At 61.0% G+C, this 15,191-nt stretch carries 13 protein-coding genes and 1 pseudogene; 8 read left to right on the forward strand and 6 right to left on the reverse strand.

What is annotated here, in order from left to right:
- Positions 1 to 63: 63 nt before the first annotated feature.
- Complete coding sequence (locus BLQ41_RS01415; RefSeq protein ID WP_090175932.1) at positions 64 to 2,457, forward strand: heavy metal translocating P-type ATPase; 2,394 nt, start codon at positions 64 to 66, stop codon at positions 2,455 to 2,457.
- Positions 2,454 to 2,867: a Cu(I)-responsive transcriptional regulator gene (gene cueR, locus BLQ41_RS01420; protein ID WP_090175934.1), complete on the forward strand. Its 414-nt coding sequence runs from the start codon at positions 2,454 to 2,456 to the stop codon at positions 2,865 to 2,867. Before BLQ41_RS01415 ends, cueR begins: the two co-directional genes overlap by 4 nt.
- Here the strand turns inward: cueR and BLQ41_RS01425 are convergent.
- Both BLQ41_RS01425 and BLQ41_RS01430 read right to left on the reverse strand, forming a co-directional pair.
- Positions 2,821 to 4,032: an MFS transporter gene (locus tag BLQ41_RS01425; RefSeq protein ID WP_090175936.1), complete on the reverse strand. Its 1,212-nt coding sequence runs from the start codon at positions 4,030 to 4,032 to the stop codon at positions 2,821 to 2,823. The genes cueR and BLQ41_RS01425 overlap by 47 nt on opposite strands.
- Positions 4,033 to 4,107: 75 nt before the next feature.
- Positions 4,108 to 5,001 (reverse strand): PA4780 family RIO1-like protein kinase, encoded by an 894-nt coding sequence (locus BLQ41_RS01430; protein ID WP_090175938.1) that lies wholly within the window; start codon positions 4,999 to 5,001, stop codon positions 4,108 to 4,110.
- Between the two features lie 444 nt (positions 5,002 to 5,445).
- Here BLQ41_RS01430 and BLQ41_RS31270 point away from each other — a divergent pair.
- Together BLQ41_RS31270 and BLQ41_RS31275 are read left to right on the forward strand one after the other, a co-directional pair.
- Positions 5,446 to 6,534, forward strand: a pseudogene (locus BLQ41_RS31270) (cache domain-containing protein); the annotation flags it as partial.
- Positions 6,535 to 6,663: 129 nt separating this feature from the next.
- Complete coding sequence (locus BLQ41_RS31275; protein WP_405046104.1) at positions 6,664 to 7,392, forward strand: methyl-accepting chemotaxis protein; 729 nt, start codon at positions 6,664 to 6,666, stop codon at positions 7,390 to 7,392.
- A gap of 127 nt (positions 7,393 to 7,519) precedes the next feature.
- Here BLQ41_RS31275 and BLQ41_RS01440 read toward each other — a convergent pair whose 3' ends face one another.
- Complete coding sequence (locus tag BLQ41_RS01440) at positions 7,520 to 8,311, reverse strand: AraC family transcriptional regulator (protein ID WP_090175943.1); 792 nt, start codon at positions 8,309 to 8,311, stop codon at positions 7,520 to 7,522.
- Positions 8,312 to 8,395: 84 nt separating this feature from the next.
- Between BLQ41_RS01440 and BLQ41_RS01445 the strand changes: the two genes are divergently transcribed.
- Positions 8,396 to 9,424, forward strand: a complete 1,029-nt coding sequence (locus BLQ41_RS01445) for a bile acid:sodium symporter family protein (protein WP_090175949.1) — start codon at positions 8,396 to 8,398, stop codon at positions 9,422 to 9,424.
- Here BLQ41_RS01445 and BLQ41_RS01450 read toward each other — a convergent pair.
- The gene (locus tag BLQ41_RS01450) at positions 9,411 to 10,688 is read right to left on the reverse strand and encodes an acetyl-CoA C-acetyltransferase (protein WP_090175950.1); all 1,278 of its coding nucleotides are present in this window, start codon (positions 10,686 to 10,688) and stop codon (positions 9,411 to 9,413) included. The genes BLQ41_RS01445 and BLQ41_RS01450 overlap by 14 nt on opposite strands.
- 218 nt (positions 10,689 to 10,906) lie before the next feature.
- Here BLQ41_RS01450 and BLQ41_RS01455 point away from each other — a divergent pair, with 218 nt between their 5' ends.
- Positions 10,907 to 12,259 carry a 3-oxoacyl-ACP reductase gene (locus tag BLQ41_RS01455; protein ID WP_090175957.1) on the forward strand — a complete coding sequence of 451 codons (1,353 nt, stop codon included), beginning with the start codon at positions 10,907 to 10,909 and terminating at the stop codon, positions 12,257 to 12,259.
- A gap of 2 nt (positions 12,260 to 12,261) precedes the next feature.
- Complete coding sequence (locus BLQ41_RS01460; protein WP_090175959.1) at positions 12,262 to 13,116, forward strand: MaoC family dehydratase; 855 nt, start codon at positions 12,262 to 12,264, stop codon at positions 13,114 to 13,116.
- A gap of 91 nt (positions 13,117 to 13,207) precedes the next feature.
- Here the strand turns inward: BLQ41_RS01460 and BLQ41_RS01465 are convergent, their stop codons facing one another.
- The gene (locus BLQ41_RS01465; protein WP_090175962.1) at positions 13,208 to 13,621 is read right to left on the reverse strand and encodes a response regulator; all 414 of its coding nucleotides are present in this window, start codon (positions 13,619 to 13,621) and stop codon (positions 13,208 to 13,210) included.
- A gap of 72 nt (positions 13,622 to 13,693) precedes the next feature.
- On the reverse strand, positions 13,694 to 13,906 hold the full coding sequence (locus BLQ41_RS01470; protein WP_090175965.1) for a Flp family type IVb pilin: 213 nt from the start codon (positions 13,904 to 13,906) through the stop codon (positions 13,694 to 13,696).
- A 326-nt stretch (positions 13,907 to 14,232) separates the two neighbouring features.
- Between BLQ41_RS01470 and cpaB the strand changes: the two genes are divergently transcribed.
- On the forward strand, positions 14,233 to 15,180 hold the full coding sequence (gene cpaB / locus BLQ41_RS01475; RefSeq protein WP_090175969.1) for a Flp pilus assembly protein CpaB: 948 nt from the start codon (positions 14,233 to 14,235) through the stop codon (positions 15,178 to 15,180).
- Positions 15,181 to 15,191 lie beyond the last annotated feature (11 nt).

The raw sequence follows: 15,191 nt of genomic DNA on the forward strand, positions 1-15,191 counted from the left end.
CGCTTGACCTTGCCAGCATGGCAAGGTTGATCCTGTAGACATCTTCTACAGGGAGCGCGACCGATGTCCGAATCCATTACGTTCGATCTGCCGATTGCCGGCATGACCTGTGCCAGTTGCGCCGGGCGTGTCGAGCGTGCCTTGAGCAAAGTCGTCGGCGCTTCCGCCGTCAGCGTCAACCTCGCTACCGAGCAGGCTCGAGTTCAAGCGCCCAGCGACAGCCTGCCGGCGTTGATGGATGCGGTGCAGCAGGCCGGTTACAGCGTGCCGCAGCAGACACTGGAATTGAGCATCGACGGCATGACCTGTGCGTCGTGCGTCGGCCGTGTCGAGCGGGCGCTGGCCAAGGTGCCGGGGGTGAAAAGCGTCAGCGTCAACCTCGCCAACGAGCGCGCCCACCTCGAACTGCTCGGACACGTCGATCCACAAACGTTGATCGGCGCCGTGACCAAGGCGGGCTACAGCGCCAGTGTCTGGGAAGTCGAACACCCGCAGACCGACAACCAGCAACAGCGCCTGCATCGCGAGCGTTGGGCATTGATCATGGCCATCGCCCTTGCCTTGCCGCTGGTGTTGCCGATGCTGCTGCAACCGTTTGGCGTGCACTGGATGCTCCCGGCCTGGGTGCAATTTGCGCTGGCCACACCGGTGCAGTTCATTTTCGGCGCGCGTTTTTATATCGCCGCCTGGAAAGCCGTGCGCGCCGGTGCCGGCAACATGGATTTGCTGGTCGCCCTCGGCACCAGCGCCGGTTATGGCTTGAGCCTTTATGAATGGGCCACCGCGGCCGGGCGCATGCCACACCTGTATTTCGAAGCGTCGGCGGTGGTGATCGCGCTGGTGCTGTTGGGCAAATACCTGGAAAGCCGGGCCAAACGCCAGACCGCCAGCGCCATCCGCGCCCTCGAAGCCTTGCGCCCGGAACGAGCGATTCAAGTCATCGATGGCCGCGAGCAGGATGTCGCCATCAGCGCTTTGCACCTCAATGACCTGGTGCTGGTCAAACCCGGTGAACGCTTCCCGGTGGACGGTGAAGTGGTCGAAGGCCAGAGCCACGCCGACGAAGCGCTGATCAGCGGCGAAAGCCTGCCGGTGCCCAAGCAACCCGGCGACAAGGTCACGGGGGGCGCGATCAATGGTGAAGGTCGGTTGTTGGTTCGCACCCAGGCCTTGGGCGCGGAAACCGTGTTGGCGCGGATCATCCGCCTGGTCGAAGACGCCCAGGCCGCCAAGGCGCCGATTCAGAAACTGGTGGATAAAGTCAGTCAGGTGTTTGTGCCGACGGTTTTGCTGATCGCATTGGCAACACTGATCGGCTGGTGGTTGTACGGTGCGCCGATGGAAACCGCGCTGATCAACGCCGTCGCGGTGCTGGTCATCGCTTGCCCTTGCGCATTGGGCCTGGCCACGCCGACCGCGATCATGGCCGGCACGGGGGTGGCGGCCCGCTATGGCATCCTGATCAAGGACGCCGAAGCCCTCGAACGCGCCCATGAAGTCAGCGCCGTGGTGTTCGACAAGACCGGCACGCTGACCTCGGGCACCCCACGCATCGCTCACCTAAGCGCTATCGAAGATGACGAAGCCGCCCTGCTGCAAATGGCCGGTGCCCTGCAACGTGGCAGTGAACATCCACTGGCGAAGGCAGTTCTGGACGCCTGCGCCGAACGCAACCTGAGCGTGGCCGATGTCAGTGACAGCCAATCGCTGACCGGACGCGGCATCGCCGGTACGCTCGACGGTCGTCGCCTGGCGCTGGGCAATCGCCGGATGCTGGAAGAAAGCGGTTTGAATGCCGGCCCCTTGGCTGACTCGGCAACGGCCTGGGAAACCGAAGGCCGGACACTGTCCTGGCTGATTGAACAAAGCCCCAAACCTCGAGTGCTCGGCCTGTTCGCATTCGGCGACACCCTCAAGCCCGGCGCCCTGCAAGCGGTGCAACAACTCAACGCACGCCACATCAGCAGCCACTTGCTGACCGGCGATAATCGCGGCAGCGCCAAAGTGGTTGCCGAAGCCTTGGGCATCACCGATGTGCACGCCGAAGTGCTGCCGGCCGACAAAGCCGCCACGGTCGCCACACTGAAAAAAACCGGCGTGGTGGCGATGGTCGGCGACGGCATCAACGATGCCCCGGCGCTGGCGGCGGCCGATATCGGCATCGCCATGGGCGGTGGCACCGACGTGGCCATGCACGCGGCCGGCATCACCTTGATGCGCGGCGATCCACGGCTGGTGCCCGCGGCTCTGGAAATCAGCCGCAAGACCTACGCGAAGATCCGGCAGAATTTGTTCTGGGCCTTTGTTTATAACCTGATCGGCATTCCGCTGGCCGCTTTCGGCTTTCTCAACCCGGTACTGGCCGGCGCGGCGATGGCGTTGTCGAGCGTCAGCGTGGTGAGCAATGCGTTACTGTTGAAAACGTGGAAACCCAAGGACCTGGAGGACAATCCATGAACATCGGCCAAGCAGCCCGCCACAGTGGTCTGAGCGCGAAGATGATCCGTTATTACGAGTCCATCGGCTTGCTCAAGGCCGCCCACCGTACCGACAGCGGCTACCGGGTTTACGGCGATGACGACCTGCACACGCTGGCGTTCATCAAGCGCTCCCGGGACCTGGGGTTTTCACTCGAGGAGGTCGGCAAACTGCTGACCCTCTGGCAGGACCGCCAACGCGCCAGTGCCGACGTGAAAGCCCTGGCCCGTCAGCACATCGACGAACTGAACCAGAAGATCCGCGAACTCGGACAGTTGCGCGACACCTTGCAAGACCTGGTCGAGCACTGTCAGGGCGACCATCGCCCCGACTGCCCGATCCTCAAGGAGCTGGCGTCGGGCTGTTGCGCCGAACCTGCCCGCGCCTGAGCGCCAGCCCCTTCACCAGCAACACGGTGGTGATAGGAATGCCGTGGAACAGCAGCACCACGGCCCCCGGCGCCCACCATGCATAGAACGGCGCGGCGATCAGCATGCCGATGCCGAACCCGGTCATTTGCAGCAGCGTCAACACGCTGAAGATCGGCAGGCGCAGGTTGTCCGGCTCGCGTTGCAGGCGCGACATCAAACCAACCTCCGAGAACCCGTCACCCAACCCAGCCGGCAACGAGAACAACAGCAAACCGTAGAGCGTCTGCTGCTGAAACATCAGGATGAATCCGCAGGACATCAGCAACACGCCGAAGAAAAATCGTCGCACCAGATGTGCATTGTCCGAGCCTTGCAGGTGACTGGCGATTCGCGCGCCGATCAGTTTGCCACTGGCCCAGACCGCCAGCATCAAACCCAGCGTGGTACTGGCGGATTCGGGGGTGAGCAGTTTTGAAATGATCGGAAAGCCCACATTGTGCGCGGCGCTACCCAGGGTGTCGGCCATGGTGACGGCCAGCATCGCGGCTACCACGGGTGTGCTGCGCAAACCCTGGCGCAGGGCCGACCATTCACTGTGCTCGTGAGTGGGTTCGAAAGCCGGTCTGGAAAAGCGCAGCGGCACGATGAACACCGCGGCCAGCAAATAAGTGACCACGTTCAACGCAAACACTGTTTCGAAGCCAAACGCGGCCACCAACAACCCCGCCACCAGACTTCCGCCAACCATGGCCGCCGACGACGCCGAGGTGATCCAGGCGTTGGTCTTGGGCAGGTGTTCGCCTTCGATCAAGTGCGGCAATTGGCTGTTGAGGCCGATCGCAAACATGGAATTGCCGAATCCCAGGCCGAAAGCGATAAACGGTAATAACAGAGCCTGCTGGGTGACCGGCAGTACCAACAGCAAACCCAAAAGCGCAGCACGCAGCAGGTCGAATGCGATCAGCGGCCAGCGCCCGGCCCAGCGACGATAGAACGTCGTGCCGATGAGGCTGGCGAAAATACCTCCGCCCACGCGACTGGCGAGAAAGATCCCCACGCTCATGGCGCCGTTGCTGAGCAGGTAGACGTAGGTGGCCAGGGCGACCATGTTGAGGAAGGCGCCGAAGTCCGAGACCAGACGAGCGCTGATGATCAGTCGGGCGTTGCGGGTGGAGGTGTTCACATTCAATCCTTGAGTGTGGTGATGTTCAATGTTTCGACAAAAAACCCGGCCGAAGCCGGGTTTTTCGTTAACCGATCACTGCATCCACGGTGGAGGCGGTTCTTCGGTCCTGCCCGGTGGCGCATCATCTGCCGCGCGCACCGCTTGTTTACGCTCTTCATCCAGGCGTGCCGCCTCGATCTCGCGCATGATCCCGCCCACGTCAGCCAGCTCTTCCGGTTCGTCGAACTCGCCGGTCAACACGCTGGCCGGGTGCAAGGTGCCGGCTTCGAACAATGCCCACATTTCCTTGGCGTACTTGGTCTTTTTCAACTCCGGCGCAAACCGGCCGAAGTAGGACGCCATGTTGCCCACGTCCCGCTCCAGCATGCTGAACGCGTGGTTATTGCCCGCCGCGTCGACCGCTTGCGGCAAGTCGATGATCACGGGGCCGGTCGGGGTCAACAGCACGTTGAACTCCGACAGGTCACCGTGCACCAGACCGGTACACAGCATCAGCACGATCTGCGAAATCAGGAACGCGTGATATTCGCGCGCCTGATCCGGCTCCAGCACCACGTCGTTCAGACGCGGCGCTGCATCGCCGTACTCGTCGGCCACCAGTTCCATCAGCAGCACGCCTTCAAGGAAGTCGTACGGCTGAGGCACCCGGACACCGGCGCCAGCCAGACGGAACAATGCCGCCACTTCGGCGTTCTGCCAGGCGTCTTCGGTTTCTTTCTTGCCGAACTTGGAGCCCTTGGCCATCGCCCGAGCCTGACGGCTGTTGCGCACCTTGCGGCCTTCCTGATATTCGGCCGCCTGGCGGAAACTGCGTTTATTCGCCTCCTTGTAGACCTTCGCGCAACGTAGCTCGTTACCGCAGCGCACCACATAAACAGCTGCTTCTTTACCACTCATGAGTGGGCGCAGCACCTCGTCGACCAGACCGTCCTCGATCAGGGGTTCAATGCGTTTTGGAGTCTTCATCAGCTTTTATTGTGGGTCCTTTATTACCAAACACGCGAAAGTCATTCGTTATACGGCAATCCACTCGTTCGGGGGAGGGGTTGCCGACCTATGAACGTCGTGATGCACACAATGTGCCGGATTATTCGGTCCCTCTCCTTCGGTCATTATCGGCCGCAAAAGATCATAGCTGAGCCGGCAACACTTGTTGGCAGAGGGTTGTGAGGGCATTTGCGACAGAAGCTGACACCTTAGTTCATACCCTTCGTAGGATTTTTCTTTTTAAGCCTCAATTTCCCCCGCAATCAGCCGAAGTCCTCAGTGACAAAGTGATTTGTCCGACAATCGTTCCGACAACAAAAACGATGGCGCGCTCCAGGATCGGGGACCAAAAACGTTTACGGCTGCCAAAAATCCGCGAGTCTTCTGTACTGCGTGGGCCTACAAGAAAAATCTGGAGCGCGGATGAACATCAAACAGAAGTTGACCTGGGCGTTTGCAATCATCGCCTGCTTGCCGGTGGTGCTGGTCGCCACCCTCGTCGTGCTGAACTTGCGCAGTGACGCCAAGGAGAATTTCGTCGACGGCAGCGGTCGCGAAATTCGTCAGGTCAGCAACGCAATGCAACTGTTCTTCGACGGCATCAGCCAGAACGTCAACTACCTGGCCAATCAACCTCTGATCAAGAACTCCGACGACAGCCTCAAGACCTACATGGGCGCCAACGCCGAGAGCATTCCCCAGGGCGAGATGGACAAAAAAGTCTTCGGCCTCCTGCAGGACCTGGGCAACAGCCATCCATCCTATGCCTACGCCATCCTCGGCACGGCGGCGGGCGGTTATGTGTCCTGGCCGGACGATGCCAAGCTGAGCAATTACGATCCGCGCCAACGCCCCTGGTACAAGGCTGCCCAGGCCAAGCCGGGCAAACCGTTTCGCACCGAGGCTTATTATTGGGCCCAGGACGACGCAACCTACGTCAGCACCGTGCGTACCATCGACAACAAGTTGGGCACCAACGGCGGCGTAGTCAGTATCGACGTGACGCTCAAGCAGCTCACCGAGATCGTCAAACAGATCAAACTCGGTGAAACCGGTTATCTGATGCTGCTGGAAAACACCGGCACCGTACTGGTCGATCCAAAGCAGCCGGAACACAACTTCAAAGCCCTCAGCAGCCTCGGCGAAGGCTATGCGCAACTGGCCAAGGCCGGTAAAGGCCTGGTGGAAGTCGAGCTGAACGGCGAGCGCTACATGGCCAACGTCTGGCCGTCGGAGCAACTGGGCTGGACCTTTATCGGTCTGATTAAACAGAACGACGTGATGAGCTCGGCCACGCAACTGACCTGGCTGATCGCGATCATTGCTGCCGTGCTGGCGGTATTCTTTGCCATCGTCGGCGCCAGTTTCGCCAGCCTCATCGTGCGGCCGATCCGCAGCGTGGCCAGTGGCCTGGAAGGCATCGCCCAAGGTGAAGGCGACCTGACCAAGAACCTGGAAATCCGTGGCAGCGACGAAACCGCGCAACTGGCCAACTGGTTCAACCAATTCTTGACCGCGATTCGTAACCTGATCCAGAGCATCGGTGGCGCAGCGAACAAGATTCTCGCCACCTCCAAAAGCTCGACCCAGGTATCCAGTGACATGGCCGAAGCCGCCGGGCGCCAGCGTGAAGCGGTGGACATGGTGTCCACGGCGTTCCACGAAATGGTCGCCACGGCCAACGAAGTCGCGCGTTCTTGCAGCCAGGCTGCCGAGTCGGCAGACAGCGGTCAGCGTCAGGCTCGTGAAGGTCAACAGCAAATCGATGCGGCCGTGACCAGCGTTGATCGCCTGAGCCAGGAAATCGAACAGTCGGCGCAGTCGATGCAACAACTTGAGCGCGACAGCAACGATATTCAGTCGATCCTGGGGACCATTCGCTCGATTGCCGAACAGACCAACCTCCTGGCACTGAACGCGGCCATCGAAGCGGCACGGGCCGGTGAACAAGGTCGCGGTTTTGCGGTGGTGGCGGATGAAGTTCGCGCCCTGGCCAAGCGCACGGCCGATTCCACGGCGGAAATCGACGGGCTGCTGGGCAACCTGGCCAAACGCACCAGCCAGGTGACTCAGCAGATGCATGCGAGCCTTGAGGTCTCTCAGCAATCGGTGAGCCGCATTGGCGAGGCACGCAGCAGTTTCGGGCTGATTCGTGAGTCGGTGGATGTGATTCGCGACATGAACACCCAGATCGCCACGGCGGCGGAAGAACAGCATCAGGTGGCGGAAGACATCAACCGGCACATCAGCCAGATTCATGGCGATGCGCAGCTGGTGGCGGAACTGGCCAACTCGGCGCGGCTGGATTCCCAGAGCCTGGCCGGGTTGTCGAATGAACTGGATGTTCTGGTTCGTCGCTTCCGGACTTGATCCAATCCCGGTGGCCGCTTCGCGGCCAATCGCGAGCAGGCTCACTCCTACAGAGAATTGATGTCAGGCACAAATCTTGTGTTCACTGAGATCCAATGTGGGAGTGAGCCTGCTCGCGATGAGGCCGTCACTGCTTGAACAATTCCCCCGGGGTAAACCCGAACAAGCTTTTGAACGCCGCAATAAACGCCGACGTTGAGTCATACCCGCAAGACAGCGCCGCATTCGTCACGCTGTCACCCTCCTCCAGCAAACTCAATGACGACAGCAGCCGCATCCGCTGGCGCCACCCGCGAAAACTCAACCCGGTCTCACGCTGAAACAAGCGCATCAGCGTCTTTTCCGAAGTGCCGAGGCGTTCTGCCCATTCCTGCAATGTCACGTTGCGCTCCGGGCTTTCGATGAGTTCATTGCACAAGCCCAGCAATCGCGGGTGCCTAGGCAATGGCAGAGAAAATCCGACTTCCGGCAAACTCGCCAACTGATCCAGCAGCACATTCACCAGCCGCGCGGCCTGAGTGTCGCCCTGCGGATATTCCACCGGCAGCAAACAAAAACTCTTGATCAGCTCCCGCGCCAGTGGCGTGACTTCCAGCACCCGGCAACGCCCGTCTGCCCACTCACAATCTTCGCGGCGCACGTAGAGGCTGCGCATCTCGGCACGCATCGAGGTCACCACCTGGTGTTCCAGGTCCGCCGGAATCCAGATGCCCCACTGCGGCGGCGCAAAGAAACTGCCCTCCGCGGTGTGCACGCCGAGAACGCCACTGATGGCGTAGGAAAACTGCACCCAGTCATGGCGATGAGGCGGCGTCCAGGAACCGGCGTTCAGGCTTTCCGCCCGCGCAAACAGCGGACGCGGCAGCGCGGTCAGCGTCGGAATGGTCCGTTCGAGGGAAAGTTGTCCGTTAGTCGGCATTGATTGGCCTTATGTCGCAAGACGGCAGTCATGGCCAACGGTAGGCTAAGTCACCATTTCTTACAAATGTATTCGGTGCCTGTTATGCATGCCTTCAAACACCTCAAACGCGTGGTCACCGACTGGTTCTTGTGCGGCATGCTGATCGCCACGCTGCTGGCGTATTTCTTCCCGACCTTTGGCGCCACGGGCGGCGGTATGCACGCCGAATATGTGATCAACATCGGTGTGTTTCTGGTGTTCTTCCTTCACGGCGTCAACTTGTCCAGCGAGCAGATCCGTCATGGCCTGAAGAACTGGAAGCTGCATGTGATGGTGCAGTGCTTCACCTTCGCGGTGTTTCCACTGATCTGGCTGCTGAGCGACAAACTGCTGGGCTCGCACCTTCCATCGCTGCTGATGCTGGGCTTCCTCTACCTCTGCGCCCTGCCCTCGACCATTTCCTCTTCCGTGGCCCTGACCGGCAGCGCGGGCGGCAACGTACCGGCGGCGATTCTCAACGCCAGCCTGTCCAGCGTGCTGGGGATTTTCCTGACGCCACTGCTGGTCAGCTTCGTGGTCGGCAGCGGGGCCGGCGGCATCGATCTGGGCTCAACCCTGCTCGACCTCTGCGCCATGTTGCTGTTGCCGCTGGTACTGGGCCAATTGGTGCGGCCGCTGTTCGGCAAGTTTTTCGCGCGACACAAGCGCTACACCAACGTCGCCGACAAACTGGTGATCCTGCTGCTGGTGTATGCGGCGTTCTGCAACTCGATGGTCTCGGGGATGTGGCAAAACCAGGGCAACACAGTGATTCTGACGGCGCTGATCGGCAGTGCGATCCTGCTGGCGATCATCCTGTGGATGACCACCCGCACCGCTCGCGCGCTGAAATTCAGCCCGGCAGACGAGATCGCGGCGGTGTTTTGCGCCAGCAAGAAATCCCTGGCTGCCGGTGCACCGATGGCGGCGCTGATCTTCGGTGCCAACCCGGGCCTGGGTTTGATTCTGCTGCCGATCATGATCTATCACCCGTTGCAGTTGATCGTCTGCTCGGTGATGGCCGAGCGTTACGCCAACCTCAACCGTGAACGCATCGCGCAGCAGACCGCGCAACTGGTCAGCGCTCGATAATCGCCGTCACACCCTGACCACCGGCGGCGCAAATCGAGATCAGGCCTCGGCCCTTGCCCGCCGCATCCAACAACTTCGCCAGGTTGGCGACAATGCGCCCGCCTGTTGCGGCAAATGGATGCCCCGCCGCCAGCGAACTGCCTTTGACGTTGAGTCGACTGCGGTCGATGGACCCCAACGGCGCATCGAGGCCGAGGCGGGTTTTGCAAAACTCTGGATCTTCCCAGGCCTTCAATGTGCAGAGCACCTGCGCGGCGAAGGCTTCGTGGATTTCGTAGTAGTCGAAGTCCTGCAAGGTCAGGCCGTTGCGCGCCAGTAAACGCGGCACCGCGTACACCGGCGCCATCAACAGCCCTTCGGCGCCATTGACGAAATCCACCGCCGCCGTCTCACCATCGCGCAAGTAAGCGAGGATCGGCAAGCCACGTTCCTTCGCCCATTGCTCACTGCCCAGCAGCACCAGCGATGCACCGTCGGTGAGTGGCGTGGAGTTGCCCGCCGTCAGCGTGCCCTTGGCGCTTTTCTCGAAGGCCGGTTTCAGCGCAGCGAGTTTTTCCAGGGTCAGGTCCGGGCGCAGATTGTTGTCGCGGGTCAGGCCGAGGAACGGCGTCATCAAATCGTTGTGCCAGCCTTCGGTGTAGGACGCGGCCAGATTGCGATGGCTCTCCAGCGCCAGTTGATCCTGTTCTTCGCGGGGGATGTTCCAGGTCTGCGCCATCAATTCGCAGTGCTGGCCCATGGACAAACCGGTGCGCGGTTCGCCGTTGCGCGGGAACTCAGGGATCAAATCCCGGGGACGCAATTGCAGAAAGGTTTTCAGTTTGTCGCCCGTGGTCTTGGCCCGGTTGGCTTCAAGCAACACCCGGCGCAAACCTTCACTGACGCTGATCGGTGCATCCGAGGTGGTATCGACGCCACCGGCAATCCCGCAATCGATCTGGCCCAGGGCAATCTTGTTCGCCACCAGCAACGCCGCTTCAAGCCCAGTGCCGCAAGCCTGCTGAATGTCATAGGCCGGCGTGCTGGGGGACAACCGCGAGCCGAGCACGCACTCGCGGGTCAGGTTCATGTCTCGCGACAGTTTGAGGACGGCTCCCGCCACCACTTCGCCGAGGCGCAGGCCATGCAGGTTGTAGCGCTCGATCAGGCCTTCGAGCGCTGCGGTGAGCATCGCCTGATTGCTAGCAGTGGCGTACGGCCCGTTTGAACGTGCGAAAGGAATACGGTTACCACCGATAATCGCGACGCGGCGCAGCTGAGTCATGAAAAGCTCCTTGAAAAATTCAATTTGGGAACCGATCCCTTGTGGGAGCGAGCCGGCTCGCTCCCACAGGGTTGCATTCCAATTCAGGTCTGCGGTCGCCTGAAAGTCCTGCGACGAACTAATCTGCTGAGTTCAAGCGTAGGCCTTATCTCGTGGATCGAACGACTGATTGCCATTCGTGGTCCACACTTTGAACCCCAGCTGCCGGAGTGCGTTCCATGTCTGACCGTTATATCGACTTCGCCAATTCGTCCATCGGCCATCGTCTGGTCGGGGCCTTGGGACTGCCGTCTCCGGTACGCCTGGAACGCTGGCAAGCAGGCCGGCTGCGGCCTGTCGAAGGAGCGCTGTTGATCGGCGGCGGCCCGTTGGCCGACAACGTCAGCGCCTTCGCCAATCGCCTGACCGACGCGATCTATGCCTACGGTGCCGAGCCTTCCCTGGCCACCGCGTGGATTCCCGGCCACGGTCCGAAAATCAAGGCAGTGGTGTTCGATGCCAGTGATGTGCTGCACACCGATCAGCTGAAACGGCTGCGCGAATTCTTTCAACCGCTGATGAAAAACCTCGATAACAGCGCGCACCTGGTAATTCTGGGGCGTGCGCCAGAGACCTTGAGCGACCCGTTCGCCGCCAGCGCACAGCGCGCTCTGGAAGGTTTCAGCCGCTCGCTGGCCAAGGAATTGCGCAGTGGCGGCACCTTGCAGCTGATCTATGTCGGCGAAGGGGCCGAGGATCAGCTGGAGGGGCCTCTGCGGTTTTTCCTCTCGCCCAAAAGCGCATTCGTGTCCGGCCAGGTCATCCGGTTGAAGGCCTGCGATACGCAAGTCACGGACTGGACTCGCCCACTGGCTGGGCGCAAGGCGCTGGTCACCGGTGCCGCGCGGGGCATTGGTGCGTCCATCGCCGAGACCCTGGCCCGTGACGGCGCCGAGGTGATCCTGCTTGACGTACCACCGGCCAAAGCCGATCTGGATGCGCTCGCTGCACGCCTTGGCGGGCGAAGCATCACTCTGGACATTTGCGCCGAAGACGCCGCCGCGCAATTAATCGAACAGCTGCCTGACGGTATCGACGTGGTGGTCCACAACGCCGGCATCACCCGCGATAAAACTCTGGCCAACATGACCCCGGAATTCTGGGATGCGGTGCTCGCGGTCAACCTCAACGCGCCGCAAGTGCTGACCAAGGCGTTGCTCGACAGCGGCGCGTTGCATGACAACGGTCGGGTGATTTTGCTGGCCTCGATCAGCGGCATCGCCGGCAATCGCGGGCAAACCAACTACGCGGCAAGCAAGGCCGGTCTTATCGGTCTGGCTCAAGCCTGGGCACCGCTGATGAGTGAACGCGGCATCAGCATCAACGCCGTGGCGCCCGGATTCATCGAAACGCAAATGACCGCACACCTGCCGTTCGGCATCCGCGAGGCCGGGCGACGCATGAGTTCGCTTGGCCAGGGCGGCCTGCCACAGGACGTTGCCGAAGCGGTGGCCTGGCTGGCGCAACCGGGCACTGGCGCCTTCACCGGACAGGCGTTGAGAGTCTGTGGACAAAGTGTTCTGGGGGCGTAGACATGATCATTGACTGGCACACGCTCAACCGCGAACCGAGCCTGCCTGCACTGTATGTGCGGGCGGCGATGCGACGCAAAATCACCGGCACCACGTTGCCCGACTCCGGGTTGCGCTGCTGGGTCGAGGTCGATCCCAACCGTTTGGCGGCGTATCGCAAGGTCTGCGGGTTTGCCGACAACGGTTTGCTACCGCCGACCTACCCGCACATCCTGGCGTTTGCGCTGCAGATGCAATTGCTCACGGCCAAGGAATTTCCGTTCCCGTTGCTGGGGCTGATCCACCTGAGCAACCGCATTCGGATTTTACGGCCCATGGGCGGCGTGCATCGTGTTCGGGCCAGCGTTCAGGTGCAGAACCTGCAACCGCACGCCAAGGGCGCAACGTTCGACCTGGTGACCTCGCTCGACGATCAGTTGGGAACGCTGTGGGAGGCTGAAAGCCGAATGTTGTGCCGGGGCGTGAAACTCGAGGGCGAACCCGTCGAAGAGGTCCTGGCCTCGACACTGGACATGATGGAAGTGACGCGCTGGAAAGCGCCGGCGGATATCGGTCGCCAGTACGCCAAGGTGTCAGGTGACTACAACCCGATTCACCTGAGTGCCGCCAGCGCCAAACTGTTTGGCTTCCCGACAGCCATCGCCCATGGATTGTGGAACAAGGCACGCACATTGGCCGCGTTGAGCGAGCATCTGCCCACCGCCAATGTCGAGATCGAGGTGCAGTTCAAGAAACCGGTGCGGTTGCCCAGCGAAGTGACATTGCTGGCCAGCGCGGCAGGCTCCAGCGGCGATTTTCAGCTGGTGGGTGCGGGGGATCTTGAACACATGACGGGGCATTGGCGGCCCATCGCTTGAGCCGGTCGTTCCCACGCTCGCGTGGGAACGAATTTCAACCCTCAGGCCATGCTCAATTGCGTCTATACAGCTTTGTTTTTTCGGCGCCCTCTCAAGGGACGAGGCGTTGCATCTCGGGCTGCGGAAACAGATTATTCAGCGTTTCCAGCAACCGCACGTGGTAAATCGGCTTGCGAAACAGGTCGAGCACCTGCAGGCGCAGCATATCGCTGACATCCTCCATGTCCGCATGCCCGGACGTTACGATCACCGGCAAATGTTGACGTGAGGTATGTTCGCGCAAGCGCCTGATCAGCGACATGCCGCTTTCCTCCGGCATGCGCAGATCAGTGATCACCAAGGCGATATCAGGATGGCGGGTCAAATGCTGCAGGGCGATCTTGACCGACGTTGCGGTGAAACAATTGAAGCCCTCCCCCTCCAGCAATTCCGCCAATTCCAGCAACGCGTCCTCTTCATCATCGACCAGCAGCAGCTGTTGACGTGGCAGCGCGTGAGCGTTCATGGGTAACTCCTGCAATGGACCAAGCGCTGACGTCAGTACCACTCAGGCAGGCACGCTGGCAAGCTGTAACGATCATGGGGTCGCCGGCACCAGCACGTTTTTGATCCCGGTAAAAATCAGCGTAATCGCACCCGAAATTGGCGTCATGAAAGCCGCCAGTGCCACGGCGGCCATGCCCGCGATAATGGCGTATTCGATACCCGAAGCCCCTTCGGTGTCTTTCGCCAGGTTGAAGTAGAAGGCAGCTTCGGACTTGATCTTCTGAACAATGTTCGTGAAGGACATAACGATTTCTCCTGAGAGCAGCGGGTGTTGCACCGTCGCAACATGATTCCCCTGTGCCAGCACCAGCATTGTCGCCATTCTCCGGCCCCACAACTGTAAGAACGCATTAACACTTTAGTAGTAAGCGCAGGCCGTCGACGTCGGAAAACAGCACCGGGCGCGTCAACCCTTTCCTTTTGTTCGTTTTTTTGGGGGCACTAATGGCGTTTTGCTCTACCTGCGCTACCGTCAAATAGCGAAATAGTTCAATTTTTCAGCTGCCTGACTGCAAAAAATTTCTCGTCACACCGCACGGGTCATCAAGCACCAGGGAAGGGGAAGCCGTCATGAACAGCCGAATCACCATGGGCCTGGCCGGATTGTTTTTGGTCGGTGCCCTGATCGCCGGTTACTGGGGACTTACACTGAGCCGACAACCCGCTCCCGAACCCGTCATGCAACCTGGCGTTGTCACTGTCGCGCCAACCGCGCCCGCACCGGAGCCCGCAGACGATCCCACCCGCCAACCGGTTGTCGTCCTGCTGCACGACGTCGCGCCCTTCGTTCAGATCACTGCCGCCGATGTGACCCTGGAAAAACTGCGCACCGCCCCGGTCGGCAGCTTGACCCGACTGGATCAAGCGATTGGCCGCACGCCGTGGCGCGCTCTGACGGCGGGCACTTGGCTCAATGCTGAAAGCTTCGAAGCCGGCAGCGCGCTGGCGCGAATGATCCACCCCGATGAGCGCGCGCTCGCCGTCGCGGTTGATGAAGTGATCAATGCGGGGGGGCAACTCAGCCCGGGCGACTACGTCGATGTGATGCTGTTTTTGCGCGCGGACGCCAACAACCCCCAGCAGTCGGCCCAGGTCGTGGTCCCTGCCTTGCGCGTGCTCGGTGTCGGCGAACAACTGGGGCTGACCAACGATGGTCGACCCGCCAATCCGTCGCGCAGCACGGAAGAACAATTCAAGCAGGAGCAATTGCGCGCCAGTGCCCGTTCAGTGTTGCTCGCCGTCCCCGAACCGTTGCTCAGTCGCCTGATGCTCGCGGCCCAGGCCGGCGTGTTGCGCCTCGCCGTGCGCAGCGCCGAAGAGAAACGCCTGGCGCAGTATTGGGCGGGCGCAAACAGTTCACCGGCCAACCTCGCCAATGCCAATCGCGAACTCGTGCAATTCAATCAGCTAGCCCTCGTCAGCCCTCCCAAACCACTCACCTTCGGTGGCGGCGCTGCACCACGCCAAGCCCGGGTGGAAGTCATACGCGGTAATGAAGTGACCCAACAAACCCCCTGAGTCGAGCAAGG

The sequence above is a fragment of the Pseudomonas arsenicoxydans genome (assembly GCF_900103875.1).
Lineage (GTDB): Bacteria > Pseudomonadota > Gammaproteobacteria > Pseudomonadales > Pseudomonadaceae > Aquipseudomonas > Aquipseudomonas arsenicoxydans.

What these genes read in the sequence shown, in the direction of transcription:
- BLQ41_RS01415 (WP_090175932.1), top strand. Translation starts at nt 64, where the DNA reads ATGTCCGAATCCATTACGTTCGATCTGCCGATTGCCGGCATGACCTGT.
- cueR (WP_090175934.1), top strand. Translation starts at nt 2,454, where the DNA reads ATGAACATCGGCCAAGCAGCCCGCCACAGTGGTCTGAGCGCGAAGATG.
- BLQ41_RS01430 (WP_090175938.1), bottom strand. Translation starts at nt 5,001, where the DNA reads ATGAAGACTCCAAAACGCATTGAACCCCTGATCGAGGACGGTCTGGTC.
- BLQ41_RS31275 (WP_405046104.1), top strand. Translation starts at nt 6,664, where the DNA reads ATGGTGTCCACGGCGTTCCACGAAATGGTCGCCACGGCCAACGAAGTC.
- BLQ41_RS01440 (WP_090175943.1), bottom strand. Translation starts at nt 8,311, where the DNA reads ATGCCGACTAACGGACAACTTTCCCTCGAACGGACCATTCCGACGCTG.
- BLQ41_RS01445 (WP_090175949.1), top strand. Translation starts at nt 8,396, where the DNA reads ATGCATGCCTTCAAACACCTCAAACGCGTGGTCACCGACTGGTTCTTG.
- BLQ41_RS01450 (WP_090175950.1), bottom strand. Translation starts at nt 10,688, where the DNA reads ATGACTCAGCTGCGCCGCGTCGCGATTATCGGTGGTAACCGTATTCCT.
- BLQ41_RS01455 (WP_090175957.1), top strand. Translation starts at nt 10,907, where the DNA reads ATGTCTGACCGTTATATCGACTTCGCCAATTCGTCCATCGGCCATCGT.
- BLQ41_RS01460 (WP_090175959.1), top strand. Translation starts at nt 12,262, where the DNA reads ATGATCATTGACTGGCACACGCTCAACCGCGAACCGAGCCTGCCTGCA.
- BLQ41_RS01465 (WP_090175962.1), bottom strand. Translation starts at nt 13,621, where the DNA reads ATGAACGCTCACGCGCTGCCACGTCAACAGCTGCTGCTGGTCGATGAT.
- BLQ41_RS01470 (WP_090175965.1), bottom strand. Translation starts at nt 13,906, where the DNA reads ATGTCCTTCACGAACATTGTTCAGAAGATCAAGTCCGAAGCTGCCTTC.
- cpaB (WP_090175969.1), top strand. Translation starts at nt 14,233, where the DNA reads ATGAACAGCCGAATCACCATGGGCCTGGCCGGATTGTTTTTGGTCGGT.